This window comes from Streptomyces sp. NPDC059895 (assembly GCF_042731035.1).
In the GTDB taxonomy this organism is placed as follows: Bacteria; Actinomycetota; Actinomycetes; order Streptomycetales; family Streptomycetaceae; genus Streptomyces.
This window is the reverse complement of record NZ_JBHWKO010000001.1, coordinates 30,396-56,872: the sequence shown is the minus strand read 5'-3', so window position 1 is coordinate 56,872 and position 26,477 is coordinate 30,396. Positions and strand designations below refer to the sequence as shown.

Below are 26,477 nucleotides of genomic sequence, written 5' to 3'. Positions count from 1 at the left end.
ACGGTCGTCATGGGACGGCAGGATCGAAGCCGATCATCCCCTAGGGTCGTACCCGGGGGACGAACGGTTGCACGGCAGGCAGTGAGGCGACGGTATGGCGCAGCAGGCGTACATGACGGAGACGGACAACGGCGGCTCGGGACCCGAGCGCCGGGAAACCCGGCTTCGGCGCCTGGCGGAACGCCTGACCGCGGGCTGGCGCGGCGACCCGCGCGTCTGGCGCCGCGGCGTCGTCGTGGCCGTGCTCGCGCTGCTCCTCTCCCTCGTGATGGTGGCGCACTCGTACATCCCCAACCGCTACGGCAACCTCGGCAGCCTGACGGAGACGTTCCTGCCCTGGCTGGGACTGTTCGTCCCGCTGCTGTTCCTGCTCGCGCTGGTGCGCAGGTCGGCGACGGCGCTGATCGCGGTGGTGCTGCCGGCCGTCGTCTGGCTGAACCTCTTCGGCGGCCTGCTCACCGACAAGACCGGCAGCGGCGGCGACCTCACGGTCGCCACGCACAACGTCAACGCCGACAACGCCGATCCGTCCGGCACCGCCCGTGCCGTCGCCGCGTCCGGCGCGGACGTGCTGGCCCTGGAGGAGCTGACCTCCTCGGCGGTGCCGGTGTACGAGAAGGCGCTGGCGGCGACGTACGCGTACCACTCGGTGCAGGGCACGGTCGGGCTGTGGAGCAAGTACCCGATCAGCGACGTGGCGGACGTCGACATCAAGCTGGGCTGGGTCCGCGCGATGCGGGCGACGGTCACGACGCCCGAGGGGCCGGTCGGGTTCTACGTCGCCCACCTGCCGTCCGTGCGCGTCAAGCTCCAGGCCGGGTTCACCGCCCGGCAGCGCGACAAGAGCGCCGACGCGCTGGGCGAGGCGATCGCCGCCGACCCGCTGAGCCGCAAGATCCTGCTCGGTGACCTCAACGGCACGATGAACGACCGCTCCCTCAACGCCGTCACCTCGCAGATGCGCTCGACGCAGGGCGCGGCGGGCAGCGGGTTCGGCTTCAGCTGGCCGGCGTCGTTCCCGATGGCGCGCATCGACCAGATCATGGTGACGGGCGTCGAGCCGGTCACCTCGTGGACCCTGCCGGAGACCGGCAGCGACCACCTGCCGGTCGCCGCCCGTGTGAAGGTCACCACACCGTAACCTGCCGGAATACCGGGCCGGGAACGGTTTGTTCCGTACCTGAACATACCCAGCCCATGAGGGACGGATTCCCCTTCCCTACTTCCCGGAAAGGCACAGGCTTCCCCATGCCCCTGGCCCTGCTCGCCCTGGCCGTGGGTGCCTTCGGCATCGGCACCACCGAGTTCGTGATGATGGGCCTGCTGCCCGACGTCGCCGACGACCTGCACATCTCGATCCCCTCCGCCGGACACCTCGTCTCCGCCTACGCCCTCGGCGTCGTCCTCGGCGCCCCCCTGCTGGCGGCGGTGACGGCACGCATGTCCCGCCGCACGGTCCTCATCGCCCTGATGGTGCTGTTCGTGGCGGGCAACGCGCTGTCGGCGTTCGCCCCCGACCACCACTGGCTGCTCGCCGCCCGCTTCCTCAGCGGCCTGCCGCACGGCGCCTTCTTCGGCGTCGGCGCCGTCGTGGCCACCACCCTGGTCGCGCCCGAGCGCAAGGCCCGCTCGGTGTCGCTGATGTTCCTCGGCCTGACGGTGGCCAACATCGCCGGCGTCCCGGCGGCCACGCTGATGGGCCAGCACCTCGGCTGGCGGGCCACCTTCCTGGGCGTCTCCGCGATCGGCCTCGCGGCGATAGCGGCGCTGGCCGCGCTGATCCCGCACGACCACACCCACACGCCCACGACCGGCCTGCGCGGCGAGCTGGCCGCCCTGCGCTCCCTGCCCGTGTGGCTGGCGCTCGGCACGACGGTCGCCGGCTTCGGGGCGCTGTTCTCCGCGTACAGCTACATCACCCCGATGCTGACGGACGCCGCCGGCTACGCAGACTCCAGCGTCACCCTGCTGCTGGCCCTGTTCGGCGTCGGCGCGACGATCGGCAACCTGCTGGGCGGCCGCCTCGCCGACCACGCGATGCGCGGCACCCTGTTCGCCGGCCTGACCTCGCTCGCCGTCGTCCTCGCGCTGTTCCCGCTGCTCATGAGCGCCCCGTGGAGCGCGGCCCTGGCGGTGACCCTGCTCGGCGTCGCCTCGTTCGTCACCGGCTCCCCGCTCCAGCTGATGGTGATGGAGAAGGCGTCGACCGCCCCGTCCCTGGCCTCCTCCGCCAACCAGGCCGCCTTCAACCTGGCCAACGCCGGCGGCGCCTGGATCGGCGGCCTCACCCTCGCCGCCGGCCTCGGCGTCACGTCACCGGCGGTGGCGGGCGCCGCACTGGCCGCCCTCGGGCTGGCGGTGGCGGGCGTGGCGTTCGCCGTGGACCGCCGCAGGACCCCCGACCGGACGGCCCACGCCCTGATCGTCGCCACGCACGACCCCCGCCGCCCGGAACCCCTGCCCCACTGAGGCTCCAGGAACTCCGCCGGGGCGCGCGGTGATGCGGTGGCGGTGCCGCCGAGGCTGCGGCCGTCGGCCTTCTGGGGGCGCGGGGAACTGCGCGATCGGCCACCGCGCGCCCGCGCCCGCGTGCCGGCGGTGGGCTGTATGGCGGGTGGGCGTGGGCGCGGTGCCGCCGAGGCTGCGGCCGTCGGCCTTCTGGGGGCGCGGGGAACTGCGCGATCGGCCACCGCGCGCCCGCGCCCGCGTGCCGGCGGTGCGCCGTACGGCGCGGGGCGCGGGCGGCCGCCTCAGGCCGCGCCCACCCCGCCGGAGGCGACCACCGGGGTCCGGGGCGGAGCCCAGCGGCGGCTGCCTCTGGCGGGGCCGAGCCGGGCCGCCGGGCGGGCGGGGGCGAGGGGGCCGGCGGTTACACCGACTCCCGCCAGCCGTTGGTGATCGGCAGTCGCCGGTCCTTGCCGAAGCCCTTCGGCGAGATCTTCGTACCCGGCGGGTACTGCCGCCGCTTGTACTCCGCGGTGTCCACCATCCGCAGGGTCCTGACGACCAGCTCACGGTCGTAGCCCGCCGCGACGATCGCGTCGGCGCCCTGGTCCCGGTCGACGTACATCTCGAGGATCGCGTCGAGGACGGGATAGTCGGGCAGCGAGTCCGTGTCGACCTGGCCGGGCCGCAGCTCCGCGCTCGGGGGCTTGCTGATCGAGTTCTCCGGGATCGGCGGGGTCTGGCCCCGCTCGGCCGCCGCCCGGTTGCGCCACTCGGCGAGCCGGAAGATCGACGTCTTGTACACGTCCTTGATGGGCCCGTACGCGCCCACCGAGTCGCCGTACAGCGTCGAGTAGCCCACCGCGAGCTCCGACTTGTTGCCCGGCGCCAGGACGATGTGGCCCTCCTGGTTGGAGATGGCCATCAGCAGGGTGCCCCGCAGACGCGACTGGAGGTTCTCCTCCGCCAGCCCGGTCAGCTCCGTCGCCCCCATGTAGGCGTCGAACATCGGCGCGATCGGCACCGTGCGGAAGTTCAGCCCCGTCCGCCGCGCCAGTTCCGCCGCGTCCCCCTTGGAGTGCTCGGAGGAGTACTTCGACGGCATCGACACGCCGTACACGTTCTCCGCGCCGACCGCGTCGCAGGCGATCGCGGCGACCAGGGCGGAGTCGATGCCGCCCGACAGGCCGATCAGCACGGACCGGAAGCCGTTCTTGGCGACGTACGCCCGCAGCCCCACCACCAGCGCCGAGTACACCTCCTCGTCGTCGTCCAGCCGCTCCGCGTACCCGCCCGCCGACTCCGGCTCGTACGCGGGCAGCGGGTCCTCGGACAGGACCACCCGGTCGATGCGCAGGCCGTCGTCGACGACCCCCGTCGGCGCGTCCGCGGACGCCGCGGGCAGGTCGAGGTCCAGGACCACGCACCCCTCGGCGAACTGCGGCGCCCGCGCGATCACCTCGCCGTCGCGGTCCACGACGATCGAGTCGCCGTCGAAGACCAGCTCGTCCTGGCCGCCCATCATGGCGAGGTAGGCGGTGGTGCAGCCCGCCTCCTGGGCGCGCTTGCGCACCAGCTCCAGACGGGTGTCGTCCTTGTCGCGCTCGTAGGGGGAGGCGTTGACGGAGAGCAGCAGTCCGGCCCCGGCGGAGCGCGCCGCGGGCACCCGGCCGCCGTCCTGCCAGAGGTCCTCGCAGATGGCGAGGGCCACGTCGACGCCGTGCACGCGCAGCACCGGCATGGTGTCGCCGGGCACGAAGTAGCGGAACTCGTCGAAGACGCCGTAGTTCGGCAGGTGGTGCTTGGCGAAGGCGAGGACCACCTCACCGCCGTACAGGACCGCCGCCGCGTTCTGCGGGGCGCCGGCGGGCTGGCCGTACTTCGGCTGGGCGGTCTCGCAGCGGTCGAGGTAGCCGACGACCACCGGCAGCCCGCCGAAGCCCTCGTCGGCGAGGCGCGCGGCGAGCGTGCGCAGGGCCGCGCGGGAGGCCTCGACGAAGGACGAGCGCAGGGCGAGGTCCTCGACGGGATACCCGGTCAGCACCATCTCGGGGAACGCCACGAGATGCGCTCCCTGCTCGGCGGAGTGCCGGGTCCAGCGGAGGATCGTTTCGGTGTTGCCGGCGAGGTCGCCGACGCGCGAGTCGATCTGGTTCAGGGCGAGGCGAAGTTGAGGCACGGGCACCAGTGTAATCGTCAGAGCGACGCGATGGGGTGGCGTGAGGTGTGGGTCACCCCACGCCACACGAGGGGCCAGGCCTCCGCGCCGCCCCTACGGCCGGGCCCGCACCCCGCGCTCCGCCAGCAGATCCGCCATCAGCTGGATGTCCGACCGCTGCCCGTCCACCATGCCCTGCGCGAGCCGCTTCTCCGCCCCCACGGCGCACCGGGCGGCGCAGCCCTCCGCCATGTGGATGCCGCCCCGGTGGTGGTCCGTCATGAGCTGGAGGTAGAACACCTCGGCCTGCTCGCCCTCCAGGGTGCCGAGCTTCTCCAACTCGGTGTCGGTGGCCATGCCCGGCATCAGCGCGCCGTCCTCGCCGGAGGCCATGCCGCTCATGCCCATCCAGGCCATCGGCTCCGCCGACGACACCTTCGGCAGCCCCCACAGATCCAGCCAGCCCAGCAGCATGCCGCGCTGGTTGGCCTGCGTCTGCGCGATGTCGTAGGCGAGCCGCCGCACGTCCTCGTCCGTCGTGCGGTCGCGCACGATGTACGACATCTCGACGGCCTGCTGGTGGTGCACGGCCATGTCCCGGGCGAAGCCGGCGTCCGCCGAGCCGGCGGAGGGGACCTCGGTGCCGTCGCCACCGGCGACGGAGCGGCCGACGGCCCCGGCCGCGACCAGTGCTCCGGCCACGGCCACGGACACGGCGACCCGGGCGACCCTCACCGCGACAGGCCACCCGTGCACGCGGCGCCCGGCTCCGGCGTCTGCTCGCCCTGCACGAACGTCTCGAGGAACGTGTCCACGTCCGGGTCGCTCACGCCGGTCACCGTCCGCTGGTGCCCCCAGGCGGTGAGCATGATCGGGTCGGCCTGCCCCTCGTACGGGCTCATGAACGTGTAGGGCGTCTTCCCGACCCGCTCCGCCAGTGCCTCGACGTCCGCCTTCGGGGCCTTGCCGCTGTACGTCACCCAGACCGCGCCGTGCTCCAGGGAGTGCACGGCGTTCATGTTGTTCAACGCCTTGGCGTAGACGTCGCCGTCGCAGTTCATCCACGCCTGGGCGTGGTCGCCGCCGACGGGCGGCTCGGTCGGGTACGTCACGTTCTTGGTGACGTGGGTGCGCCCGAGCGTCCCCTTCCACGTCCGCACGCCGTCCGAGCTGGTGACGAATGTCCCGTTCCCCGAAGCCTTCGCGTTCGCGTCGTCGGCGGAGGAGGTGTCGTCCGCCCGCGACTGCACGAAGAACACGGTGCCCGCGACGAGCCCGGCGACCACGACCGCGGCGGCCGTGACGGTGAGGACACGGTTGCGCCGCTCACGCGTCCGGTCGGCTCGCCGCATCTCCTCTATGCGCGCCTTGCGCGCCGCGCTGGTGCCGTTCTCGGCGGAACCCATGGGTCTGTCCTTCACGGAAGGGGGCGGAGGGTGTGGTGGGACGGTGACACGCGAGTCAGCTGATCGTAAGGGGGCAGGGGGGAATCGCGTAGGCGGGTCACGGCCAAGACGCCGGAGGATAATTTGAAGCGCGGATGCGCATTATCTAGGCTTCCCTCATGCGGCTCTTGCGCTCCACCGACCTGGCACTGCGCGTGCTCATGCGGCTCGCGGTGGCCGGTGAGACCACCCCGACGACCCGTGACGTGGCCGCCGCGATGGAGGTCCCCTACACCCACGCGGCCAAGGTGGTGGCCGAACTCCAGCACATGGGCCTGCTGGAGGCCCGGCGCGGCCGTGGCGGCGGCCTCGCCCTGACCGGTAAGGGCCGTACGGCGTCGGTGGGCGCGGTCGTCCGGGCCTTCGAGGGCGACGGCGACGTCGTGGACTGCGAGGGCGGTACGGCCCCCTGCCCCCTCAGCTCCGGCTGCCGCCTGCGCGGAGCCCTGCGACGGGCCCAGGAGGCCTTCTTCGCCTCCCTCGACCCGCTGACGATCGCCGACATGATCGCGGAACCGACGGGGCCGCTGCTGCTGGGCATCCCCCGGCTCGGCTGACAGCGTCCGCATCCGCAGTCCCCCGGCGCGGCTGACAGCGTCCTCGGTACCCCCGGCGCGGCTGACAGCGTCCCCAGTACCCCCGGCGCGGCCGATCACCCGGCCGCGGCGCTCTCAGCCGCCCGGGGCCGGCGGGGTCGCGTCCTGTGACGGTGCCACGTCCGGCTCCGCGAAGAACTGCCAGATGCTGATCATGGCGATGACCTGGGCGACGAGATAGGCGACCTGGAGGGAGTAGTACCGCATCTGGTAGACGGACAGCAGCAGCCCCATGCGGCTCTGCCAGTAACGCCGTTCACCGCCGAAGGTGTCGAAGTCGAGCGCGATGGCCGTGACGGTCAGCACGAACAGCATCATCGACAGGTGCAGGGCCGAGTTGGTGGTGCTCTCCCGCGCGAACCAGCCCACCAGGGCGTCGAGTCCCAGCGGCAGGCCGAAGGCCGCGGTGACGGGGAGCGCCTTGACGGCCCCGCGGCGCCCCGGCAGCACCCTCCACAGGGCGCCCAGGGTGAATCCGGCCGCGGACCAGGCGACCGCCCAGTAGAGCGCGTTGAGCAGCAGAGAGGGCAACCCGACCAGGTCCGACAGGGTGTCCTGCCACGCCTCCCCCCGAACGTGCCACGCCCACGCGCCGAGCACGGCTGCCGGAAGCCCCGGGAGCAGCGCGTACAGGGCCCCGCGCCGACCGTTGGCCCACCAGTCGTCCCGTGGCCCCAGGGCCAGGGCCGCGTCCACCACCGACACCTTGCCCGGCAGCCGGTCCGACACGGCCGACGGCGCCCGCGCCGGCCAGTCGTGCAGCTTCTCCAGCCGCTTCTCCAGGTCGTCCCGCTTCGGCGGCTCGTCGCCGAAGAGCCCCTGGTCCAGGCGGCGCAGCTCGGCGTGGATCTCACGGTAGGAGCGTGCCCTGCGCAGCAGGGGCGCGCGGGCCGCCGGAGTGGCGGCGGTGGCGAGCGGACGTCCGGACAGCTCGAAGCGCTGGGCCAGCACCGATCTGGGGGCCAGGAGCGCCGCCGTACCGTACAGGGCGGCCATGTACAGGGGGATCCAGAGCGCGGTGGGCAGCGCGTTCTCCAGGTGCTTGCCGCTGCCCAGGCCGACCGTGACCGCGAAGAACGTCAGGAACAGGATGCGGTCCGCCGGATCGTCCAGGGGTGTCAGCGCACCGGGACGACGCCACGCGCGCAGCACGGCCAGGACGGCGACCGCGGTGAGCAGCCAGGCGTGGTCGGCGACGAGCAGGTCCTGGAGGAAGGAGACCGACCACATGACCGTCCAGAGGTAGTCCTCCAGCCGCTCCGTCCCGAATCCGGGGCTCGCCGGGTCGCTGAGCCAGGAGGCCCGCAGCCAGTCCCGTTCCTCCGCCAGCGCGTAGCAGACGGCGACGACCGCGGTGGTCGCGACGACCGCCGTCACGGCCGGGGCGGGCCGCAGGATGCGGTCCCGACCGGGAAAGCGCCTGCTCTTCGGGAGCAGGTGCCCGTCGACGGCGATCCGCCACAGGACGGCCGTGAGGGCGAGCAGGGTGGCGGCCACGCAGCAGAAGGCCAGTGCGGTCTGGACGCCGAGCGCGAAGCCGACCCCCACGAGCTCACGTGACGCGCCGACGAGCACGGACGCGGCCATGGGATTCAGCACGGTGACGACCGCGAAGGACCAGCGCAGCGGCAGGCCGGCGACCACCAGCAGCGTGAGGATCACCGGCAGGGCGAGGCCGTACTCGATGAAGAGCTGTGCGGGGAAGGCCGGCCACGCGTCGGCATGGGCGATGCCCCGCTCGACCAGCAGTTCGGCGTCGACCACGAGGAACAGCGGGACGGCGTACCGGGCCCACCGGGTCAGGTGGTCCAGCGTCCGCAGCTGCCGGGGGGAGGCGGCCTGGGGGCGTAGCCGGTAGAGACGGGCCGCGGCGAGCAGCAGGGCGGAGACCAGACACACCCGGAACAGGCGTCCGAGGCTGTCGAGTCCGAGGGCGCTCAGACGGTTGCTCTGGGCGCTCCAGGAGCGCTGCCACGACGGATCGAGTCCGACCCGCACGGCGGGCACCGTCCGGTCGTTCGCCGCGTCGGTCCGTGCTCCGCCCCGGCGCCCGTCCGTCCCGTCCGGGCGCCACACCAGCGCGGTGGCCCCCTCGCCCGCCGTGGGGCGCGGTCTCGCCCACTCGGCTCCGGGCCGGCCCGGGTCGACCGAGATCTTCTCCCACCGGGCCCCCTTCAGCGCGGGAGGCACCCTGAGCCGCAGGGTCCAGCGCTCGGCGCCCGCCCGGAACCGCCACAGCCCCACGTCGATGAACGACCGGTACTCGTTGGCCCACGAGTGCGCCCGGTAGACGACCCGGACGTGGTCGCCCCGCCATGTCACCACGGGGTTCGTCACGCGCCACTCGGTCCAGCGCCGCTGCTCTCCCTGGTCCGTCCTGGTGAGACAGGACATCGCCCGGATGTGGCGGCGGCTCCGCTCGCCGAGCAGCAGGTCCGGTGCGAGCGGCCAGGCGGCGGGCACGTCGACGGTCAGCCTTGTGGTGATCTTGCTGTAGGAGCGCTGGTCGTGCTCCAGCACCACCGACGTGCGCACCCGGGCGTCCGAGAGCCGCTCGGGTGCGCACCGCTCCGGTCCGAACGGCTCGTCCGCCCACGCCGCCGCCGGTGCGGCCAGCAGGCACAGCAGAGCCGCCAGCACCGACACCGCGCGAACGATCCCCCGGTTGTCCAACAGTCCCCCCTGACTGCCTTTCCGTGGCCGCCATCATGGCGTACGCCACGGACATCCGCGACGTGCCGGGGAACCCCGGGGAAACCGCCGTGGCCCGCCGGGCGCGGGGAGCCGCGTCCGGCCCGGCACCGCGTCCGGCCCGGCACCGCGTCCGGCGGCCTCCCGCCGCGCCCCTGCCGCCGCGCCCTGCCGCCGCCCCCCTGCCGCCGCGCCCGGCGGCGTGCCGTCGGCCCGGTGTCGCGTCCGGCCGTCAGGCCCCCGCCAGCCACAGATCCGGCCCGAACACCTCGTAGTGCACGTCCGCCGGCGACACGCCCTTCTCGATCAGCTGGGCGCGTACGGCGCGCATGAAGGGGAGCGGTCCGCACAGGTACGCGCGCGTGCCGGGGTGGACGGTGACGCCGGTGAGGTCGGCGCGGCCGGTGTGGGCGCCGACGGGGGCGTCCTGCTCGTACCAGAGGTGGACGGTCGCCGCGGGGAGCTTCGCGGCGTACGTCTCGTGGTCGGCGCGCAGGGCGTGGTCGGCGGGGGAGCGGTCGGCGTGGACGACCGTGACCGGGGCGGGGTGTCCGGCGGCCGCGAGGTGGGCCAGCATCGGGATCATCGGGGTGACGCCGATCCCGGCCGAGGCCAGGAGCACCGGGGTGCCGGCCGGGACCTCGTCCAGGACCAGGTCGCCGTACGGTTCCGACAGCTCCAGCGCGCTGCCCACCTCCACGCGCGCGTGGAGGTGGTTCGAGACCTCGCCCTCCGGGGTGGTGCCGCCGGGGACGCGCTTGACGCTGATCTGGCGTTCGGACGTGCCCGGTGCCCCGGACAGGCTGTACTGCCGGATCTGGCGGGCGCCGTCGGGGAGCGCGGTGCGGACGGAGACGTACTGGCCGGGGCGGAAGTCGCGGACCGGGGCGCCGTCGAGCGGGCGGAGCCGGAAGGTGACGACGTCGGCGGTCTCCCGGACGCGTTCGACGACCTCCCAGGGCCGCCAGGAGTGGCCGCCCTGCTCGTCGTACAGCCGCTTCTCGATCGCGATGAGGGCGTTGGCCATCAGCCAGTACACCTCGTCCCAGGCGGCCGCGACCTCGTCGGTCACCGCCTCGCCGAGGACCTCGGCGATGGCGGCGAAGAGGTGCTCGTGGACGAGGGCGTACTGCTCGGGGGCGATGCCGAGGGACGCGTGTTTGTGGGCGATGCGGGTGAGCATCGCGTCGGGGCGGGTGTCCGGGTGCTCGACGAGGTGCGTGGCGAAGGCGGCCACGGAGCCGGCCAGGGCCTGGCGCTGGGTGCCGGCGGCCTGGTTGCCGCGGTTGAACAGGTCGCGCAGCAGCTCGGGACGGGCGGCGAACAGACCGTCGTAGAAGCGTTCGGTGATCCGGCCGATGGCCGCTCCCACGACGGGGAGCGTGGCGCGGACGGTGGCTGCGGACTGTTCGGACAGCATGAGCCCTCCTCTGGGCGGGTGCCGGGGCCGGCCTGGTGCGGCGGCCGGTGTTCGGCACCGTAATAAAACTTGCATCTGAGATGCAAATTTAGATCGAGGTGGAGGGAGGGGGACGGGCATTACGGATGTCGGTCCGAACAGGCAAGATGGGCTGCGAAGCGGTACACCTGCCGTACGCGAGGCGTTCGTGCCGGGGTCGCCGTGGCGATCAAGGTCCGCAACGCGCGTGAAATGCTGTTGTGGTGGGATGCTCAGGTGCCCGACCGCCTCCCGCGGGACGGAGACAGGCGGCCTGACCAGCAAGGATGGGGAAGCTGAAGATGGACAAGCAGCAGGAGTTCGTGCTCCGGACGTTGGAGGAGCGCGACATCCGGTTCGTACGCCTGTGGTTCACGGACGTGCTGGGCTTCCTCAAGTCCGTCGCCGTGGCCCCGGCCGAGCTGGAGCAGGCGTTCGACGAGGGCATCGGTTTCGACGGGTCCGCGATCGAGGGATTCGCCCGCGTCTACGAGTCCGACATGATCGCCAAGCCGGACCCCTCCACGTTCCAGGTCCTGCCCTGGCGTGCCGAGGCCCCCGGCACCGCGCGCATGTTCTGCGACATCCTCATGCCGGACGGCTCCCCGTCCTTCGCGGACCCGCGGTACGTGCTCAAGCGCGCCCTCGCCCGCGCCTCCGACCTGGGCTTCACGTTCTACACGCACCCCGAGATCGAGTTCTTCCTGCTGAAGGACCGCCCCCTCGACGGCTCGCGGCCCACCCCCGCCGACAACTCCGGCTACTTCGACCACACCCCGCAGAACATCGGCATGGACTTCCGCCGCCAGGCGATCACCATGCTGGAGTCGATGGGCATCTCGGTCGAGTTCTCCCACCACGAGGGCGCCCCCGGCCAGCAGGAGATCGACCTGCGCTACGCCGACGCGCTGTCGACCGCCGACAACATCATGACGTTCCGCCTGGTCATGAAGCAGGTGGCGCTGGAGCAGGGGGTCCAGGCGACCTTCATGCCGAAGCCGTTCTCCGAGCACCCCGGCAGCGGCATGCACACCCACCTCTCCCTCTTCGAGGGCGACCGCAACGCGTTCTACGAGTCCGGCTCCGAGTACCAGCTGTCCAAGGTCGGCCGGTCCTTCATCGCCGGCCTGCTCAAGCACGCCGCCGAGATCTCCGCCGTCACCAACCAGTGGGTCAACTCCTACAAGCGGATCTGGGGCGGCACCGAGCGCACCGCCGGCGCCGGCGGCGAGGCCCCCTCCTACATCTGCTGGGGCCACAACAACCGCTCCGCGCTGGTCCGGGTGCCGATGTACAAGCCCGGCAAGACCGGCTCCGCGCGCATCGAGGTCCGCTCCCTCGACTCCGGCGCCAACCCGTACCTGGCCTACGCCATGCTGCTGGCCGCCGGCCTCAAGGGCGTCGAGGAGGGCTACGAGCTCCCGCCGGGCGCCGAGGACGACGTCTGGGCGCTGTCCGACGCCGAGCGCCGGGCGATGGGCATCGAGCCCCTGCCGCAGAACCTCGGCGAGGCGCTGACCCTGATGGACCGCAGCGACCTCGTCGCCGAGACCCTCGGCGAGCACGTCTTCGACTTCTTCCTGCGCAACAAGCGCCAGGAGTGGGAGGAGTACCGCTCCGAGGTCACCGCGTTCGAGCTGCGGAAGAACCTGCCGGTGCTGTAGCGGGTCTTCCGGTGCGACGGCGCGACGGCGCGCGGGGCCGGCGGTCGACGACCGTCGGCCCCGCGGCATTTCCCGATGTGACGTGTGGTCCGGCGGACCACACGTCACATCGGGGGCAGGGGGAACGGCGGTCCGATTGCGGGGCATCCGGCGCGGAGTAGCCTGGAATTGACCGACGGCTGCCTGATTCTGGAGGTAGGCGATGTTTCTCCGACTGCTGCGCCGTCGTATGCCGTTCGGGCTCGTTCTGCTCGGCAACGGCCGTCTGATCCGGGGCTACAGCGGCGGCTACTACGACGGATACGGCTACCAGGCCTGACACCGTTCACAAGGAGAACCGGGCTGCCGCGGCGGCGTCGTGGCAGCCCGGCCCCGGAGGAGGCGCGGTGACGGACGACACCGATTCCCTGGTGGCCCTGACGCGGATTCTGTCACCGCACTGCCGTGTCACCCGTCTGTCGGGCGGAGCGCTGATCGCGGACTGGAAGCGAACGCGTTTTCTCGGAATGGCGACGGCGGACATCCGGACGTTCACCGACGGAAGCCCCGAGGAACGCGCGGAACTCCTCACGGGTCTCCTCCGCGCCGGGTGCGCCACGGCCCGCCCCAAGGAGTACGCGGACGGCGAGGTCGGGTTCTGGCTGCGCGGAACGCACCTGCTGATCGGAGTCCTGGGATTCGGGCGCGTCCTGCGGCTGTTGTCCCTGGCGGCCCCCGACTACGCCCGCGCGGACCCTCCCTCCGCGCAGGACGTCGCCCGGCTGAAACGGGCGGTGCAATCGCACGGCCGCAGAAGCTGGTTCGTCAACGACGACTGCAAGACCGAGGCCGTGACGGCGTTCGTCCTGCTGCGGCGGCGAGGTCTGCGCGCCGTGCTGCACGTCGGTGTGCGCGAGCACCCGTTCGCCCTGCACGCCTGGACGTCCTCGGCCGGCCTGTGTGTCCCCGACGCCGATCCGCGCGGGCACGTGTTCACGCCGGTGCTCTCGATCGACGGCGGAGGGCAGTGACGTGGAGGCACTCGGCGTCGCATGGGCCGGGGGAACACCGCGGCTCTGGACGGCCGGGGACATGGCGCGGCGGGGACTGGTGACCACCGTCTCCTCACGGGCCGGTACCGCGGCGGTCGTCGGCTGGGTCGGCTCGTTCCGGGACCGCGTGGCGGGCGCGCGCCGCCTCCTCGAGGACTTCGGCCGGCCGGGAGCCGCACCGCGACTGCCGACCGGCGACTACGCGGCGGTTCTGGTCTGCCGCGACCGCGTCCTGCTGATGCGCGACGAGCAGGCACGCATTCCCCTGTTCTACCGGGAGTCCGGTGGCCGCGTGAGCGGGGTGAGTACCTCGGCGGGCCACCTGGGCGGCCTGGAGGAGCCCGAACGTCGTTATTTCTGCCGGTACCTGACCGGAAACATGGCCCAACCGCACGCGCGCCTCACCCCTTTCGCCGGGGTGCACCGTGTTCTCGGCGGCGAGGTGGTGGAACTCTCGGTCACGGGGCAACTCCGCGGCCGGGAGCAGCGACGCGTCCCGCCCACCGACGCCCCGTCGTCGCCGCCGACCGACGGATGCCGGTCGGCCGGGGCCGCGAAGGATCTGCGCCGCGCTCTGGAGAACGCCGTCGGGCGCCGCGTGGGCGAGGTGACGGCATGTCACGTCTCCGGCGGCACCGACTCCACCAGCGTGGCGTTGCTCGCGGCGCGTCCCCCGGCCGCGGCACCGGGCCACTCCGGGGACCTCGTCCTGCTGGCCGGGCGCTTCCGCCGGGGAGAACTGTCCGGGGAGCAGCCGTTCCTCGACGAGGCGATGCAGGAGATCCGCCGGCACGCGCCCGGGGCGCGCCCCGTGGTCGTCGACGTCGACGACGTGGCCGACTTCGACGACTTCCAGCGTCACGCGGGTGACCCGGACGAGCCCTGTGCGCACGCCTTCCGCGCCCCGTTCTGGAGCAGGCTGCACGCCGCCGCGGCGGAACTGGGGTGTGACACGCTCCTGACCGGATGCGGAGCCGATCCGGTCGTGGACGCCAACCCCTTCCACCTGCACGGGCTGGCCCGCACCGGACGGCTGCGGCAGATGACCAGGCAGGCACGTGCGTGGGCGGCGAGCGGCGAGCGCGGCGTGCGGGACGTCGTCTCCGCCTACGTCGTGCAGCCGGCCCTTCCCCTGGCGGCCGAACGGATCACGGCGCTCGTCCGCCGTCGCGGAACGGTGCTCGGCGGTCTGGGAAGCTTCGCCCGCCCCCCATGGCTGCGCCCCGGGTTCGCGCGGGCACACGGCTACCGCGAGGCCGGCGTCGCGGAGAGCGGCTTCGTGTTCGGGCACGATCCCGAGCAGTCCCTCTACGACGCGGCCAACTACCTCGCCGCTCCCGACCCGATGTCCTGGCACCAGGCACCGCGGTACGGGTTCTTCCTCTCGCACCCCTTCCTCGACCCGGAGGTCGTCGCCACGATGCGCCGCCTCCCCGCCGAGGCCGCGTTCCGTCCGGGCCGCCCCAAGGCCGTACTGCGCGAGGCCATGGCGGATCTGCTCCCGCCCGGCATCCGCGACCGGTCGGTCAAGATCCCCTTCAACGAGGTCTACGCCCGCGGCTTACGGACCCACGGCGAGGAACTCATCGACCTCTGCCGGTCCGCCCGGCATCCGCTGGTCGCGGAGATGTTCGACGTCGAGACGCTGTGCCGGGCGGTGCGGGAGGCGCAGTTCGGCATCGGGGACGCCTACGCCTGGGACCGTGTGAACAGCTCCCTGGCCCTCGTGGTGTGGCTGGAGAGATGGGGGCGGCGGCCGTGCGCGCGGAGCACGGCCGGGCCGGTCATCGCTGGTCCTTGACGTCCCACAGCGTCCGTTCGTACGGGCCCGTCTGGACCTTGACGAGACCGTACCGTTCCGCCAGCCGACGGTCCTTCTCCCTGCTGAAGACGAGGTCCTCCTCGCCGTCCCGTCTGATGAAGCCCAGGACGTCTGCCCCGTGCTGGCCGAACCGCCAGAAGACGGTGACGTAGCGCGGGTCCATCGTGTGGGCGTCGATCACGTTGTTCTCGTACACCCTTCCGCGGAAGATGACGGAGTCGAGGTCCTTCTGTATCCACTTGGGTACCTTGCTGCCGGGGGACCAGGAGTTCCCCTGGGGGGCAACCTGCTCCAGACCGAGCCGGTCCTTGCGCGCCAGGCTCACGCTGGCGTAGAACGCCAACTGGTCGTACCGGGTGTCGGTGGGGAGCTGCACGACCGTTCGGGTGGAGAACTCGTCACGCGCCTCGACATAGATTCCAGCCGGTATCCACGGCTGGGCCGCCACCAGCTCGCCGGGCTGGTGGATCTCCCTGCGGGAGAGCGGGTGTGTCTCCTGGTACTGGGCTTTGCTCCACTGCTCGGCATCAGCGCGCCACTGCTTGCGGAGCCGGTCCCTGGGGCTCAGCGGCACACTCTCCCCCATGGCGTGGAACTCGGCGCCGAGCACGTAGAAGCCCACATCGCTGGGGTTTTCGAGCTTGATGTCGACCGGCACGGAGAACGCCTTGCGGTTCTGACCCAGCAGAGGCTTCCCGATGGTCACCTTGATGAGAGGCTTGGCCCCGCGCTGGTTGGGCTGATAGAGGTGCTGATAGCTCCAATTGCCCACGGCGATGAGCGTCGTGATGAGCGCCACCGCGGCCACCTGCTTGGGAGCGGGGATGACGACCGATGTCCGCCACACCGCGATGACGGCCCACAGGGAACCCGCCGTGAGCAGGGACCACAGCACCCGGTAGCCGAGGGAATCACCGTTGAGCGTCTCGTACAGAAGCATCAGGTTGGCGAGGAGGGCCGCGACCGTGCCGGCCAGCGCGGCCAGTCCCGAGCGCTCGAAGCTGTTCCGGTACCAGTGGTCCACCACCGCCCATGCGCCGAACAACGCGATGAGCGCGGACCCGACGAGGAAGGCACCGGTGACGCGCCCCGGGTAGGTCAGCGCGGACCTTATGTTCCCGATGCCGAACCAGCCCAGCAGCAACGCCGACAGGACGAGGACCAGCAGAATCCCCACCATCACCGCGAAGGACCCTCGGGGGCTCTTCGGGACGCGTGGAAGCCGCAGGCGTCGGCCCCCGTCGGACTTTGCGGAAGACCGCACCTGATCACCACCGTCAGGACACACGGGGATCTCCTTCGACCGTCACTGAGGCACTGCGCACCATCGTCCGGTGCGACCCGGCGGATGACCATCCGGATGCCTCCCGACGGCCTAAGGGACGTCCCTCAAGGCGCCGGATCCGCCTGCCCCGCCAGCACCCGGTGGAGCGGTTCCGTCGCCCGCCGGCGGTACTCCTGGACCGACCAGCCGTTGCCGTCCGGGTCGGTGAAGTACATGAAGGTGGCGCCGTCGTCAGGGGTGTGGCGGACCGGCTCGGAGACGTCCAGACCGCGCTCCAGGAGCTCCGCGCGGGCGGCCTCGATGTCGGCCACGCACAGTTGCAGGCCCTGGTAGGAGCCGGGAGCCGGGCGGGGGCCCCGGGACAACTCCCAGATGCTGTCGCCGAGGGCGATGGAGCAGCCCGAGCCCGGCGGCGTCAGCTGGACGATCCGCAGGCCGGGCATGACCTCCTGGTCGATGTCCACGTGGAAGCCGGCCTTGTCGCGGTAGAAGTCGCGGGCCCGGTCGATGTCGCTGACGGGCAGCGGGATCACTTCGAGCGTGTACTGCATCGGGTCCTCCCGGTCGCCGGTGGCGGGGTCCTACCGACCCTGGCACATCTCGGCCGAACCGCCACCGCGTCCGGCCGAACGGCCGGGGCGTCGAGGCGGCTCCGGGGTGGGGAGGTGGGTCAGCGCATGCCCCCTGACGTCGCCCTTCCCCGGGGCAGACCGGCCGCACGGCGGCGGGAACCCGTCGCCCCCCGGCGGCATCCCACGGCCCCCGCCCCGGCGCTTCCCCCACGCGCTCCGGTTACGCTCGGGTCCGTACGACCTTGATCGGAGTCGAGGAGGCCGGGATGACGGGGCCGGGGCGCAGGAGCAGTACCTTCACACGGCTGCTGCGGCACGGATTCACCGATGCCGCCGCCGCCGAGCGGCTCCTGGACAGCGCCGAGCTCGCCCCGGTCCGCAGCGACCCCGTGCTGCTGGAGGCCCTGGGCCGGACCGCCGATCCCGATCTCGCCCTGCTGGGGCTGGTGCGGCTGCTGGAGGCGCAGCCGGGCGCCACCGCGCGCCGCGGACTCCTCGACACGGTCATAGCGGCGAAGCCGCTGCGGGACCGGCTGCTCGGGGTGCTCGGGGCGTCCGCCGCGCTCGCCGACCACCTGGCCCGGCACCCGCGGGACTGGGAGGCGCTCGTCATGTACGAGCCGAGCGATCTGCATCCCGGGGTGGAGGACTTCGAACGGGGGCTCGCCGAGGCCGACGACCCGGTGTCGCTGCGGGTGGCCTACCGGCGGTGCCTGCTGGCCATCGCGGCGCGCGACGTCTGCGGCACCACCGACGTCGCCGAGGCCGCGGCCGAACTCGCGGACCTCGCCACCGCCACGCTGCGGGCCGCGGTGGGGCTCGCGGCCGCCGCGGCGCCCGCGGACGCCGCGCTGTGCCGGCTCGCCGTCGTCGCGATGGGCAAGTGCGGGGGGCACGAGCTCAACTACGTCTCCGACGTCGACGTCATCTTCGTCGCGGAGCCCGTCGAGGGCGCCGACGAGGGCAAGGCCCTGCGGGCCGCCACCAAGCTGGCCTCGCACATGATGCGGATCTGCTCGGAGACCACCGTCGAGGGTTCCATCTGGCCCGTCGACGCCAACCTGCGGCCCGAGGGGCGCAACGGGCCGCTGGTGCGGACCCTGAGCAGCCATCTGGCCTACTACCAGCGGTGGGCCAAGACCTGGGAGTTCCAGGCCCTGCTGAAGGCCCGGCCGGTCGCCGGCGACCTCGCGCTGGGGGAGGAGTACGTCGCCGCCGTCGAACCGCTCGTCTGGCAGGCCGCCGAGCGGGAGAACTTCGTCACCGACGTGCAGAAGATGCGCCGCCGGGTCGTCGAGAACATCCCCGCAGCCGAGGTGGAGCGCGAGCTGAAGCTCGGGCCCGGCGGGCTGCGGGACGTCGAGTTCGCCGTACAGCTGCTGCAACTGGTGCACGGGCGGGCCGACGCCTCCCTGCGCAGCGGGACCACGCTGGACGCGCTGCGGGCACTGGCCGCCGGAGGGTACGTGGGGCGGGCCGACGCCGTGCAGCTCGACGCCGCCTACCGGTTCCTGCGGTCGATGGAGCACCGCATCCAGCTGTACCGGCTGCGGCGGACCCACCTCGTCCCCGAGGGCGAGGCGGACCAGCGGCGGCTCGGGCGGTCGCTGGGACTGCGGGCCGATCCCGTGGGTGAGCTGAACCGGGAGTGGAAGCGGCACGCCGCCGTGGTGCGGCGGCTGCACGAGAAGCTGTTCTACCGCCCGCTGCTCGACGCGGTCGCCCAGCTCCCGTCGGGCGAGGCACGGCTGAGCAGCGAGGCGGCCCGGGAGCGGCTGGTGGCGCTCGGGTACGCCGATCCCGCGTCGGCACTGCGGCACCTGGAGGCGCTCGCCTCCGGGGTCACCCGGAAGGCGGCCATCCAGCGGACACTGCTGCCGGTGCTGCTGGGCTGGTTCGCGGACTCCGCCGACCCGGACGCCGGGCTGCTCACCTTCCGCAAGGTCTCCGACGCGCTGGGGAAGACGCCCTGGTACCTGCGGCTGCTCCGCGACGAGGGGGCGGCGGCGGAGAACCTCGCGCGGGTCCTGTCCGCCGGGCGGCTCGCTCCCGACCTGCTGATGCGCGCGCCCGAGGCGGTCGCCCTGCTCGGGGACGGCGACGGGGGCGGCCTGGAGCCGCGGGGGCGGACCCCGCTGGAGCAGGAGATCCTCGCCGCGGTCGGGCGTGCGGAGGGCGCGGTCCAGGCGGTCACCGCCGCGCGCGGAGTGCGGCGGCGGGAGCTGTTCCGTACGGCCGCCGCGGACATCGTGGGGTCGTACGGCACGGAGGCGCAGCCCGCCGAGGCCGACCAGGGCGCGCTCGTCGATCTCGTGGGCGGGGCCGTGTCGGACCTGACGGCCGCGACGCTCGCCGGCACGCTGCGGGCGGTGGTGCGGGAGGGGTGGGGGGACACGCTGCCCACCCGGTTCGCCATCATCGGCATGGGCCGGTTCGGCGGCCACGAGCTGGGCTACGGCTCCGACGCGGACGTGCTGTTCGTGCACGAGCCGCGGGACGGCGTCGACGAACAGGAGGCCGCCCGCGCGGCGAACGCGGTGGTGGCGGAGGTACGGCGGCTGCTCCAGGTGCCCAGCGCCGATCCCCCGCTCCTCGTCGACGCGGATCTGCGGCCCGAGGGGAAGTCGGGGCCGCTGGTGCGGACGCTGAAGTCGTACGAGGCGTACTACCGGCGGTGGTCGCTGGTGTGGGAGTCGCAGGCGCTGCTGCGGGCCGAGCCCGTCGCCGGGGACGAGGAACTGGGCCGGCGGTTCGTGCGGCTGATCGACCCCCTGCGGTACCCGGAGGCGGGGCTGGGAGCGGACGCCGTGCGGGAGATCCGGCGGCTGAAGGCGCGGATGGAGTCGGAGCGGCTGCCCCGGGGCGCCGACCCGAAGCTGCACACCAAGCTGGGACCGGGGGGCCTGTCCGACGTGGAGTGGACGGTGCAGTTGCTGCAACTGCGGCACGGAGCGGAGGTCGCGGGACTGCGGACCACCCGGACCCGCAGCGCCCTCGCCGCGGCCCGGGAGGCCGGGCTGCTGACGCGGGAGAACGCCGTCGTCCTCGACGAGGCCTGGGTGCTGGCCACGCGGGTGCGCAACGCGGTGATGCTGGTCCGGGGACGGGCGGGCGACACGTTCCCGTCCGACGCGCGGGAGGCGGCCGCCGTCGGGCGGTACCTCGGGTACGGGCCCGGGCACGTGGGGGACATGCTGGACGACTACCGGCGTAGCGCACGGCGGGCCCGGGCGGTCGTCGACACCCTGTTCTACGGGGGGTAGCGGACGCCGGACGCCCGGCGCCGGACGCCGTCCCGGGAGCGGAGGACGCCGTCCCGGGAGCGGAGGAGCAGCGGGTGGAGCCGCGGCCCCCGGGACCCTGCCCGCGCCGGCGCCCTCCTCGGCAGGGCGTGCGGCAGCGCCCCGTACCAGAGGCCCGCCACCGTGTAGCCGAAGGCGAGGCAGAGGACGCCGCCCACCGCGTCCAGCCAGAAGTGGTTGGCCGTGGCGACGATGACCACCAGGGTGGCCGCCGGGTAGAGCAGGCCCAGGATCCGCACCCAGGGGAGGGTGGCCAGCGCGAAGATCGTCAGCCCGCACCACAGGGACCAGCCGATGTGCATGGACGGCATCGCGGCGTACTGGTTCGACATGTTCTTCAGGTCGCCCGAGGCCATCGACCCCCAGGTCTGGTGGACCACGACCGTGTCGACGAAGTCGCCGCCGTTCATCAGGCGGGGCGGCGCCAGGGGGTAGAGGTAGTACCCGACGAGCGCCACCCCCGTGGTGGCGAAGAGGACCAGGCGGGTGGCCGCGTACCGGCCGGGGTGGAAGCGGTAGAGCCACACCAGGACGCCGAGCGTGACGACGAAGTGCAGGGTGGCGTAGTAGTAGTTCATGCCGACGACGAGCCAAGTCACCGAGTTCACGGCGTGGTTGACCGATCGCTCCACCGCGATGCCCAGGGTGTGCTCGGCCTTCCAGATCCAGTCGGCGTTGCGCAGTGCCTCGTGTCTCTGTTCCGGGACGGCGTTGCGGATCAGCGAGTACGTCCAGTAACTGACCGCGACCAGCAGGATCTCGAACCAGAGGCGGGGGCGGCCGGGGGCCCGCAGACGCCGGAGCGGACCGGGAGGAGCCGCGGCCGTGACGGTGTGTGGAAGGGCCTCTTCCCGGCCTTCCAGTGACGTCACGGTCGATTCACCCATGGACACAGAGTCTGCCAGAAAAGCCTTCTTCCCCGATCATCCTCTGGTCCTCTCCGGCCCGCATGTTCTCCGCCGGGGGAACCCCTACGGGACACCGCGCGGGCACGGCCCGTGACGGCCCGTCTCCGCCGTACGGACGACGGCCCTTCGTGCCCGTACCGGGACGATGTGGCCTCCGCACCCCTACGCAAGACGACCGCCCGCACCCCTACCGACGACCGCCCGCACCCCCACGCACCACGCCCGCCGCCTCCACCCCCACGCACCACGCCCGCCCGCACCCCCACGCGACGACTGCCCGCCCGCGCCCCCACGCGCGACGACCGCCCACTCGCGCCCCTACGGGCGGAAGCGCTCGCCCGGTGCCGAGGCCGTGGAGCCGCGGACGACGAGTTCCGGCATGAAGACGAACTCGCTGTGCGGGGCCGGGGTGCCGCCGATCTCCTCCAGGAGCGTGCGGACCGCCGCCTGGCCCATCGCCGGGACCGGCTTGCGGATCGTGGTCAACGGCGGGTCGGTGAAGGCGATCAGCGGGGAGTCGTCGAAGCCGACGACCGAGATGTCCTGCGGGACCGCCAGCCCGCGCTGCCGCGCCGCCCGTATCGCGCCGAGGGCCATCATGTCGCTCGCGCAGACCACCGCCGTGCAGTCGCGGTCGATCAGGGCCGTCGCGGCCGCCTGACCGCCCTCCAGGGTGTAGAGGGAGTGCTGGACGAGATCCGACTCGATCGTCTCGGGGCTCAGGCGCAGCTGCTCCTGCATCGCGCGGACGAAGCCCTCGATCTTGCGCTGGACCGGCACGAAGCGCTTCGGGCCGAGGGCCAGGCCGATCCGGGTGTGCCCCAGGGAGGCGAGGTGGGTGACCGCGAGGGTCATCGCCGCCCGGTCGTCGGGGGAGATGAAGGGCGCCTGGACCTTCGGGGAGAAGCCGTCCACCAGGACGAAGGGCACGCCCTGGGCGCGCAGCTGCTCGTAGCGCTGCATGTCGGCCGTGGTGTCGGCGTGCAGGCCGGAGACGTAGATGATGCCGGCGACCCCGCGGTCCACCAGCATCTCGGTCAGCTCGTCCTCCGTGGAGCCGCCCGGCGTCTGGGTGGCGAGGACCGGGGTGTAGCCCTGGCGGGTCAGCGCCTGTCCGATGACCTGTGCCAGGGCCGGGAATATCGGGTTCTCCAGCTCGGGCGTGATCAGGCCGACCAGACCCGCGCTGCGCTGCCGCAGGCGGACCGGGCGCTCGTAGCCCAGTACGTCGAGGGCGGCGAGTACGGACTGGCGGGTGGTGGCGGCGACGCCTGGCTTCCCGTTGAGGACGCGGCTGACGGTCGCTTCGCTCACCCCCGCCTGCGCAGCGATGTCAGCAAGCCGTGTGGTCACAGGTGTGGACTGTACCGGCCAGGTGTCACCTTGCACACCAATCGGACGCCTTGGGCGGCCTGTTGTGCGGCCCGCCCGGGGCTGCTGCGTCATCGCACTCCCTCGTGAAAATGATGGCAAGAGCTTGCAGAGTCTTGCACAAGCGCCGCGCGCCTTGCCGCGCGGCCGCTTGACCATGGCAACAACGGTCTCATGGCGGTTGTCATCAGGTCACGCCCGGATAACTTCGGAGATCCCTTGCACTTTTTTTCTGCAAGGTCTTTCGCGCCGCTTACATGGCTGTTACGTTCACGTCGCCCGGCAGCCGCCGCAACGGCGCAGTCGGCAAGTCGACAGGGACAGCGGACGGGACCGCCCCCTGTAGCTACACGGGCTTTCACCCTCAAGGAGAACTCATGCGGCGTGGCATAGCGGCCACCGCGCTGGTGGCGTCCCTCGCCCTCGCGGCGACGGCCTGCGGCGGAAGCGACAGCGGCGACTCGGCCGACGGCCCGGTCACCATCACCTGGTGGGACACCTCCAACGCCACCAACGAGGCGCCGACGTACCAGGCCCTGGTCAAGGAGTTCGAGGCCGCCAACAAGGACATCAAGGTCAAGTACGTCAACGTCACCTTCGACCAGGCGCAGAACAAGTTCGACACCGCCGCCGGGTCCAAGGGCGCGCCGGACGTGCTGCGCTCCGAGGTCGGCTGGACCCCCGCCTTCGCCAAGAAGGGCTACTTCCTGCCGCTGGACGGCACCGAGGCCCTCGCGGACCAGGACAAGTTCAAGTCCAACCTGATCGAGCAGGCCCAGTACGAGGGCAAGACGTACGGCGTGCCGTTCGTCACCGACACCCTCGCGCTCGTCTACAACAAGGCGCTGTTCGCCAAGGCCGGCATCACCGAGGCGCCGAAGACCTGGGACGACCTGAAGACGGCCGCCGCCACCATCAAGGCCAAGACCGGCGTCGACGGCTACTGGGGCTCCACCCAGGCCTACTACGCCCAGTCCTTCCTGCACGGCGAGGGCACCGACACCGTCGACGCGGACGCCAAGAAGATCACCGTCAACTCGGCGGCGGCGAAGAAGGCGTACGGCACCTGGCTCAGCCTGTTCGACGGCAAGGGCCTGCACAAGGCGGACACCACCGCCGACGCGTACGCCCACATCCAGGACGCCTTCGTCAACGGCAAGGTCGCCGCGATCATCCAGGGTCCCTGGGAGATCACGAACTTCTACAAGGGTTCGGCCTTCACGGACAAGAACAACCTCGGGATCGCCACCGTCCCGGCCGGTTCCACCGGCAAGGCGGGCGCCCCGACCGGCGGCCACAACCTGTCGGTCTACGCCGGCTCCGACGCGGCGCACCAGAAGGCCGCGCTGAAGTTCGTCAACTTCATGACCTCCGCGACGACCCAGGCGACCATCGCGCAGAAGAACTCCACCCTGCCGACGCGTGACGACGCCTACACCGACGCGGTGAAGGCCGACCCGGGCATCGCGGGCTACCAGACCGTGCTGTCCGCCGCCCAGCCGCGCCCGGCGCTGCCCGAGTACAGCTCCCTGTGGAGCCCGCTGGACGACGAGCTGCCCGAGATCGCCGGTGGCAAGGAGTCCCTGGACGAGGGCCTGAGCAACGCCGAGACCGCCATCGCCAAGCTGGTTCCGGACTTCAGCAAGTGAGCCCCGCGTGGCCGCCGGATCACCCTGTCCACGGGGGAGTGATCCGGCGGCCACCGGCCTGTGCCCGCCCGGCCCCGCCCTCCGATCCTCAGTTCCTCCAGAAGGTGTCGAACCATGACAGTCGCCATCGACCGCGCGACCGGCAAGCGCCGCGGTGACGCGCCGCGGCCCGGGCTGGGCCAGCGCCTGAAGCACTCCTACCGCAAGCACTGGTACGCCTACGCGATGATCACCCCCGTGGCCGTCGTCCTCGGCGTCCTCGTGCTGTACCCCCTGGGATACGGCCTCTACCTCACCCTCACCGACGCCAACAGCCTCAACACGGCCCGCACCATCGGCGTCAACGAGATCGCGGCCACCTACAAGTTCATCGGCCTCGACAACTACGCCGACATCCTGTGGGGCGAGACCGCCTACGACCGCTTCTGGTCGCACTTCATCTGGACCATCGTGTGGACGGCGGCCTGTGTCGGCCTGCACTACGGCCTCGGCCTGGGCCTCGCGCTGCTGCTCAACCAGAAGCTGCGCGGCCGCACCTTCTACCGGCTGGTCCTGGTCCTGCCCTGGGCCGTGCCCACCTTCGTCACCGTCTTCGGCTGGCGGTTCATGCTCGCCGACGGCGGCATCATCAACGCCGCCCTGGACGCGCTGCACCTGCCGACGCCGCTGTGGCTGGAGGACACCTTCTGGCAGCGGTTCGCCGCGATCATGGTGAACACCTGGTGCGGTGTGCCGTTCATGATGGTCTCCCTGCTCGGCGGCCTGCAGTCCATCGACGCCTCCCTCTACGAGGCCGCGGAGATGGACGGCGCGAACGCCTGGCAGCGGTTCCGCTACGTGACCCTGCCGGGCCTGAGGTCCGTCAGCTCCACCGTCGTCCTGCTCGGCATCATCTGGACCTTCAACCAGTTCGCCGTGATCTTCCTGCTGTTCGGCGGCACCGCCCCCGAGGCCCAGATCCTCGTCACCTGGGCGTACTACCTCGGCTTCGGACAGCAGCCGCGTGACTTCGCTCAGTCGGCCGCCTACGGCATCCTGCTGCTGGCCATCCTGATCGTCTTCACCTCGTTCTACCGCCGCTGGCTGAACCGCAACGAGCAGCAGCTCGCGATCTGAGGCAGGAGTCCCCATGAGCACCACCACCGTCGAGACCTCCGCCGACGTGACCGAGCACGGTTCCGCGGACGCCCCCCGCACCGCCCCCGGACGCGGAAGGCGCCGGCCCCTCGCCGCCCTCGCGTCCCACGGCGTCCTGACCGTCGCGAGCCTCGTCGCGCTCTTCCCGATCGCCTGGCTCGTCTTCCTCTCCCTCGGCCCGGACAAGGACGACTACCTCCACCCCGGACGCATCTGGTCGAAGATGACCTTCGACAACTACGCGTTCGTCCTCCAGCACACGAACTTCTTCGACTGGCTCAAGAGTTCGCTGATCGTCTCGCTGGGCACCACGGTGATCGGCGTGCTGATCGCCGCCACGACCGGATACGCCGTGTCCCGCATGCGCTTTCCCGGCTACCGGAAGTTCATGTGGGTGCTGCTGGTCACCCAGATGTTCCCGATCGCCGTACTGATCGTGCCGATGTACCAGATCCTGTCCGAGCTCCAGCTCATCGACACCTACCTCGGCCTGATCCTCGTCTACTGCTCGACCGCGGTGCCCTACTGCGCCTGGCTGCTCAAGGGCTACTTCGACACCATCCCGTTCGAGATCGACGAGGCCGGACGCGTCGACGGCCTGACCCCCTTCGGCACCTTCGCGCGGCTGATCCTGCCGCTCGCCAAGCCGGGCCTCGCGGTCGCCGCGTTCTACAGCTTCATCACCGCCTTCGGTGAGGTCGCCTTCGCCACGACGTTCCTGCTGGACGACCAGAAGTACACGCTCGCCGTCGGCCTGCAGAGCTTCGTCAGCGAGCACGACGCCCAGCGCAACCTCATGGCCGCCACCGCGGTGCTGATCGCGATACCCGTCTCCGCGTTCTTCTACCTCGTGCAGAAGAACCTGGTGACCGGCCTGACCGCGGGCGGCACCAAGGGCTGAGCGCCCCGAGGCGCACCCGACCCCCGCGCGCACGCGCGGGTGGCGGCCGCGGTGTCCATCCG

Annotated in this window: 19 protein-coding genes; 10 read left to right on the top strand and 9 right to left on the bottom strand. The window is 72.0% G+C overall.

Features of this window, described 5'->3' with window-relative positions:
* The first annotated feature begins 94 nt into the window (after positions 1–94).
* Positions 95–1,141: an endonuclease/exonuclease/phosphatase family protein gene (locus ACFV9M_RS00230; RefSeq protein ID WP_385062001.1), complete on the top strand. Its 1,047-nt coding sequence runs from the start codon at positions 95–97 to the stop codon at positions 1,139–1,141.
* Between the two features lie 107 nt (positions 1,142–1,248).
* Positions 1,249–2,469 carry an MFS transporter gene (locus ACFV9M_RS00225; RefSeq protein WP_385062000.1) on the top strand — a complete coding sequence of 407 codons (1,221 nt, stop codon included), beginning with the start codon at positions 1,249–1,251 and terminating at the stop codon, positions 2,467–2,469.
* A 400-nt stretch (positions 2,470–2,869) separates the two neighbouring features.
* On the opposite strand, the gene ACFV9M_RS00220 is transcribed toward ACFV9M_RS00225, so the two are convergent.
* The 3 genes from ACFV9M_RS00220 to ACFV9M_RS00210 all read right to left on the bottom strand — a co-directional run bounded on the left by ACFV9M_RS00220 (position 2,870) and on the right by ACFV9M_RS00210 (position 6,009).
* The gene (locus ACFV9M_RS00220) at positions 2,870–4,624 is read right to left on the bottom strand and encodes an NAD+ synthase (RefSeq protein WP_385061999.1); all 1,755 of its coding nucleotides are present in this window, start codon (positions 4,622–4,624) and stop codon (positions 2,870–2,872) included.
* Positions 4,625–4,717: 93 nt separating this feature from the next.
* Entirely contained in the window at positions 4,718–5,338 is a 621-nt protein-coding gene (locus ACFV9M_RS00215) for a DUF305 domain-containing protein (protein WP_385061997.1), read from the bottom strand.
* On the bottom strand, positions 5,335–6,009 hold the full coding sequence (locus ACFV9M_RS00210) for a DUF3105 domain-containing protein (protein WP_385061996.1): 675 nt from the start codon (positions 6,007–6,009) through the stop codon (positions 5,335–5,337). The genes ACFV9M_RS00215 and ACFV9M_RS00210 overlap by 4 nt, the downstream gene beginning before the upstream one ends.
* 158 nt (positions 6,010–6,167) lie before the next feature.
* On the opposite strand from ACFV9M_RS00210, the gene ACFV9M_RS00205 reads away from it, so the two are divergent.
* Positions 6,168–6,605, top strand: a complete 438-nt coding sequence (locus tag ACFV9M_RS00205; RefSeq protein ID WP_385061994.1) for an RrF2 family transcriptional regulator — start codon at positions 6,168–6,170, stop codon at positions 6,603–6,605.
* Positions 6,606–6,719: 114 nt separating this feature from the next.
* On the opposite strand, the gene ACFV9M_RS00200 is transcribed toward ACFV9M_RS00205, so the two are convergent.
* Together ACFV9M_RS00200 and ACFV9M_RS00195 are read right to left on the bottom strand one after the other, a co-directional pair.
* Entirely contained in the window at positions 6,720–9,290 is a 2,571-nt protein-coding gene (locus ACFV9M_RS00200) for a DUF6185 family protein (RefSeq protein WP_385061993.1), read from the bottom strand.
* 277 nt (positions 9,291–9,567) lie between these two features.
* A complete protein-coding gene (locus ACFV9M_RS00195) occupies positions 9,568–10,755 on the bottom strand; it encodes a globin domain-containing protein (protein WP_385061991.1) in 1,188 nt (395 codons plus the stop codon).
* A 320-nt stretch (positions 10,756–11,075) separates the two neighbouring features.
* Here ACFV9M_RS00195 and glnA point away from each other — a divergent pair, with 320 nt between their 5' ends.
* The 3 genes from glnA to ACFV9M_RS00180 all read left to right on the top strand — a co-directional run bounded on the left by glnA (position 11,076) and on the right by ACFV9M_RS00180 (position 15,269).
* The gene (gene glnA / locus ACFV9M_RS00190) at positions 11,076–12,437 is read left to right on the top strand and encodes a type I glutamate--ammonia ligase (protein ID WP_385062255.1); all 1,362 of its coding nucleotides are present in this window, start codon (positions 11,076–11,078) and stop codon (positions 12,435–12,437) included.
* A gap of 386 nt (positions 12,438–12,823) precedes the next feature.
* Positions 12,824–13,447, top strand: a complete 624-nt coding sequence (locus tag ACFV9M_RS00185; RefSeq protein WP_385061989.1) for a lasso peptide biosynthesis B2 protein — start codon at positions 12,824–12,826, stop codon at positions 13,445–13,447.
* 61 nt (positions 13,448–13,508) lie between these two features.
* Entirely contained in the window at positions 13,509–15,269 is a 1,761-nt protein-coding gene (locus ACFV9M_RS00180) for an asparagine synthase-related protein (protein WP_385061987.1), read from the top strand.
* Here ACFV9M_RS00180 and ACFV9M_RS00175 read toward each other — a convergent pair.
* Complete coding sequence (locus ACFV9M_RS00175) at positions 15,253–16,470, bottom strand: hypothetical protein (protein WP_385061985.1); 1,218 nt, start codon at positions 16,468–16,470, stop codon at positions 15,253–15,255. The genes ACFV9M_RS00180 and ACFV9M_RS00175 overlap by 17 nt on opposite strands.
* A gap of 209 nt (positions 16,471–16,679) precedes the next feature.
* Positions 16,680–17,126 carry a VOC family protein gene (locus tag ACFV9M_RS00170; RefSeq protein WP_385061983.1) on the bottom strand — a complete coding sequence of 149 codons (447 nt, stop codon included), beginning with the start codon at positions 17,124–17,126 and terminating at the stop codon, positions 16,680–16,682.
* 287 nt (positions 17,127–17,413) lie between these two features.
* Here ACFV9M_RS00170 and ACFV9M_RS00165 point away from each other — a divergent pair, with 287 nt between their 5' ends.
* On the top strand, positions 17,414–20,410 hold the full coding sequence (locus tag ACFV9M_RS00165; protein ID WP_385061981.1) for a bifunctional [glutamine synthetase] adenylyltransferase/[glutamine synthetase]-adenylyl-L-tyrosine phosphorylase: 2,997 nt from the start codon (positions 17,414–17,416) through the stop codon (positions 20,408–20,410).
* Here the strand turns inward: ACFV9M_RS00165 and ACFV9M_RS00160 are convergent.
* The gene (locus tag ACFV9M_RS00160) at positions 20,398–21,336 is read right to left on the bottom strand and encodes a phosphatase PAP2 family protein (RefSeq protein WP_385061979.1); all 939 of its coding nucleotides are present in this window, start codon (positions 21,334–21,336) and stop codon (positions 20,398–20,400) included. The two genes, ACFV9M_RS00165 and ACFV9M_RS00160, sit on opposite strands and share 13 nt — an antisense overlap.
* Positions 21,337–21,675: 339 nt before the next feature.
* On the bottom strand, positions 21,676–22,710 hold the full coding sequence (locus ACFV9M_RS00155) for a LacI family DNA-binding transcriptional regulator (RefSeq protein ID WP_385061978.1): 1,035 nt from the start codon (positions 22,708–22,710) through the stop codon (positions 21,676–21,678).
* Between the two features lie 395 nt (positions 22,711–23,105).
* On the opposite strand from ACFV9M_RS00155, the gene ACFV9M_RS00150 reads away from it, so the two are divergent.
* The 3 genes from ACFV9M_RS00150 to ACFV9M_RS00140 all read left to right on the top strand — a co-directional run bounded on the left by ACFV9M_RS00150 (position 23,106) and on the right by ACFV9M_RS00140 (position 26,415).
* Positions 23,106–24,377, top strand: a complete 1,272-nt coding sequence (locus tag ACFV9M_RS00150) for an extracellular solute-binding protein (RefSeq protein WP_385061976.1) — start codon at positions 23,106–23,108, stop codon at positions 24,375–24,377.
* A gap of 114 nt (positions 24,378–24,491) precedes the next feature.
* A complete protein-coding gene (locus ACFV9M_RS00145; RefSeq protein WP_385061975.1) occupies positions 24,492–25,493 on the top strand; it encodes a carbohydrate ABC transporter permease in 1,002 nt (333 codons plus the stop codon).
* A 13-nt stretch (positions 25,494–25,506) separates the two neighbouring features.
* Positions 25,507–26,415 (top strand): sugar ABC transporter permease, encoded by a 909-nt coding sequence (locus ACFV9M_RS00140; RefSeq protein ID WP_385061973.1) that lies wholly within the window; start codon positions 25,507–25,509, stop codon positions 26,413–26,415.
* Positions 26,416–26,477: the final 62 nt, after the last annotated feature.

Excerpts from the sequence above, each read along its gene's own strand:
- ACFV9M_RS00230 (WP_385062001.1), top strand. The coding sequence starts at position 95 with ATGGCGCAGCAGGCGTACATGACGGAGACGGACAACGGCGGCTCGGGA.
- ACFV9M_RS00225 (WP_385062000.1), top strand. The coding sequence starts at position 1,249 with ATGCCCCTGGCCCTGCTCGCCCTGGCCGTGGGTGCCTTCGGCATCGGC.
- ACFV9M_RS00210 (WP_385061996.1), bottom strand. The coding sequence starts at position 6,009 with ATGGGTTCCGCCGAGAACGGCACCAGCGCGGCGCGCAAGGCGCGCATA.
- ACFV9M_RS00205 (WP_385061994.1), top strand. The coding sequence starts at position 6,168 with ATGCGGCTCTTGCGCTCCACCGACCTGGCACTGCGCGTGCTCATGCGG.
- ACFV9M_RS00195 (WP_385061991.1), bottom strand. The coding sequence starts at position 10,755 with ATGCTGTCCGAACAGTCCGCAGCCACCGTCCGCGCCACGCTCCCCGTC.
- glnA (WP_385062255.1), top strand. The coding sequence starts at position 11,076 with ATGGACAAGCAGCAGGAGTTCGTGCTCCGGACGTTGGAGGAGCGCGAC.
- ACFV9M_RS00180 (WP_385061987.1), top strand. The coding sequence starts at position 13,509 with ATGGCGCGGCGGGGACTGGTGACCACCGTCTCCTCACGGGCCGGTACC.
- ACFV9M_RS00175 (WP_385061985.1), bottom strand. The coding sequence starts at position 16,470 with ATGGTGGGGATTCTGCTGGTCCTCGTCCTGTCGGCGTTGCTGCTGGGC.
- ACFV9M_RS00170 (WP_385061983.1), bottom strand. The coding sequence starts at position 17,126 with ATGCAGTACACGCTCGAAGTGATCCCGCTGCCCGTCAGCGACATCGAC.
- ACFV9M_RS00165 (WP_385061981.1), top strand. The coding sequence starts at position 17,414 with ATGACGGGGCCGGGGCGCAGGAGCAGTACCTTCACACGGCTGCTGCGG.
- ACFV9M_RS00160 (WP_385061979.1), bottom strand. The coding sequence starts at position 21,336 with ATGGGTGAATCGACCGTGACGTCACTGGAAGGCCGGGAAGAGGCCCTT.
- ACFV9M_RS00150 (WP_385061976.1), top strand. The coding sequence starts at position 23,106 with ATGCGGCGTGGCATAGCGGCCACCGCGCTGGTGGCGTCCCTCGCCCTC.
- ACFV9M_RS00145 (WP_385061975.1), top strand. The coding sequence starts at position 24,492 with ATGACAGTCGCCATCGACCGCGCGACCGGCAAGCGCCGCGGTGACGCG.
- ACFV9M_RS00140 (WP_385061973.1), top strand. The coding sequence starts at position 25,507 with ATGAGCACCACCACCGTCGAGACCTCCGCCGACGTGACCGAGCACGGT.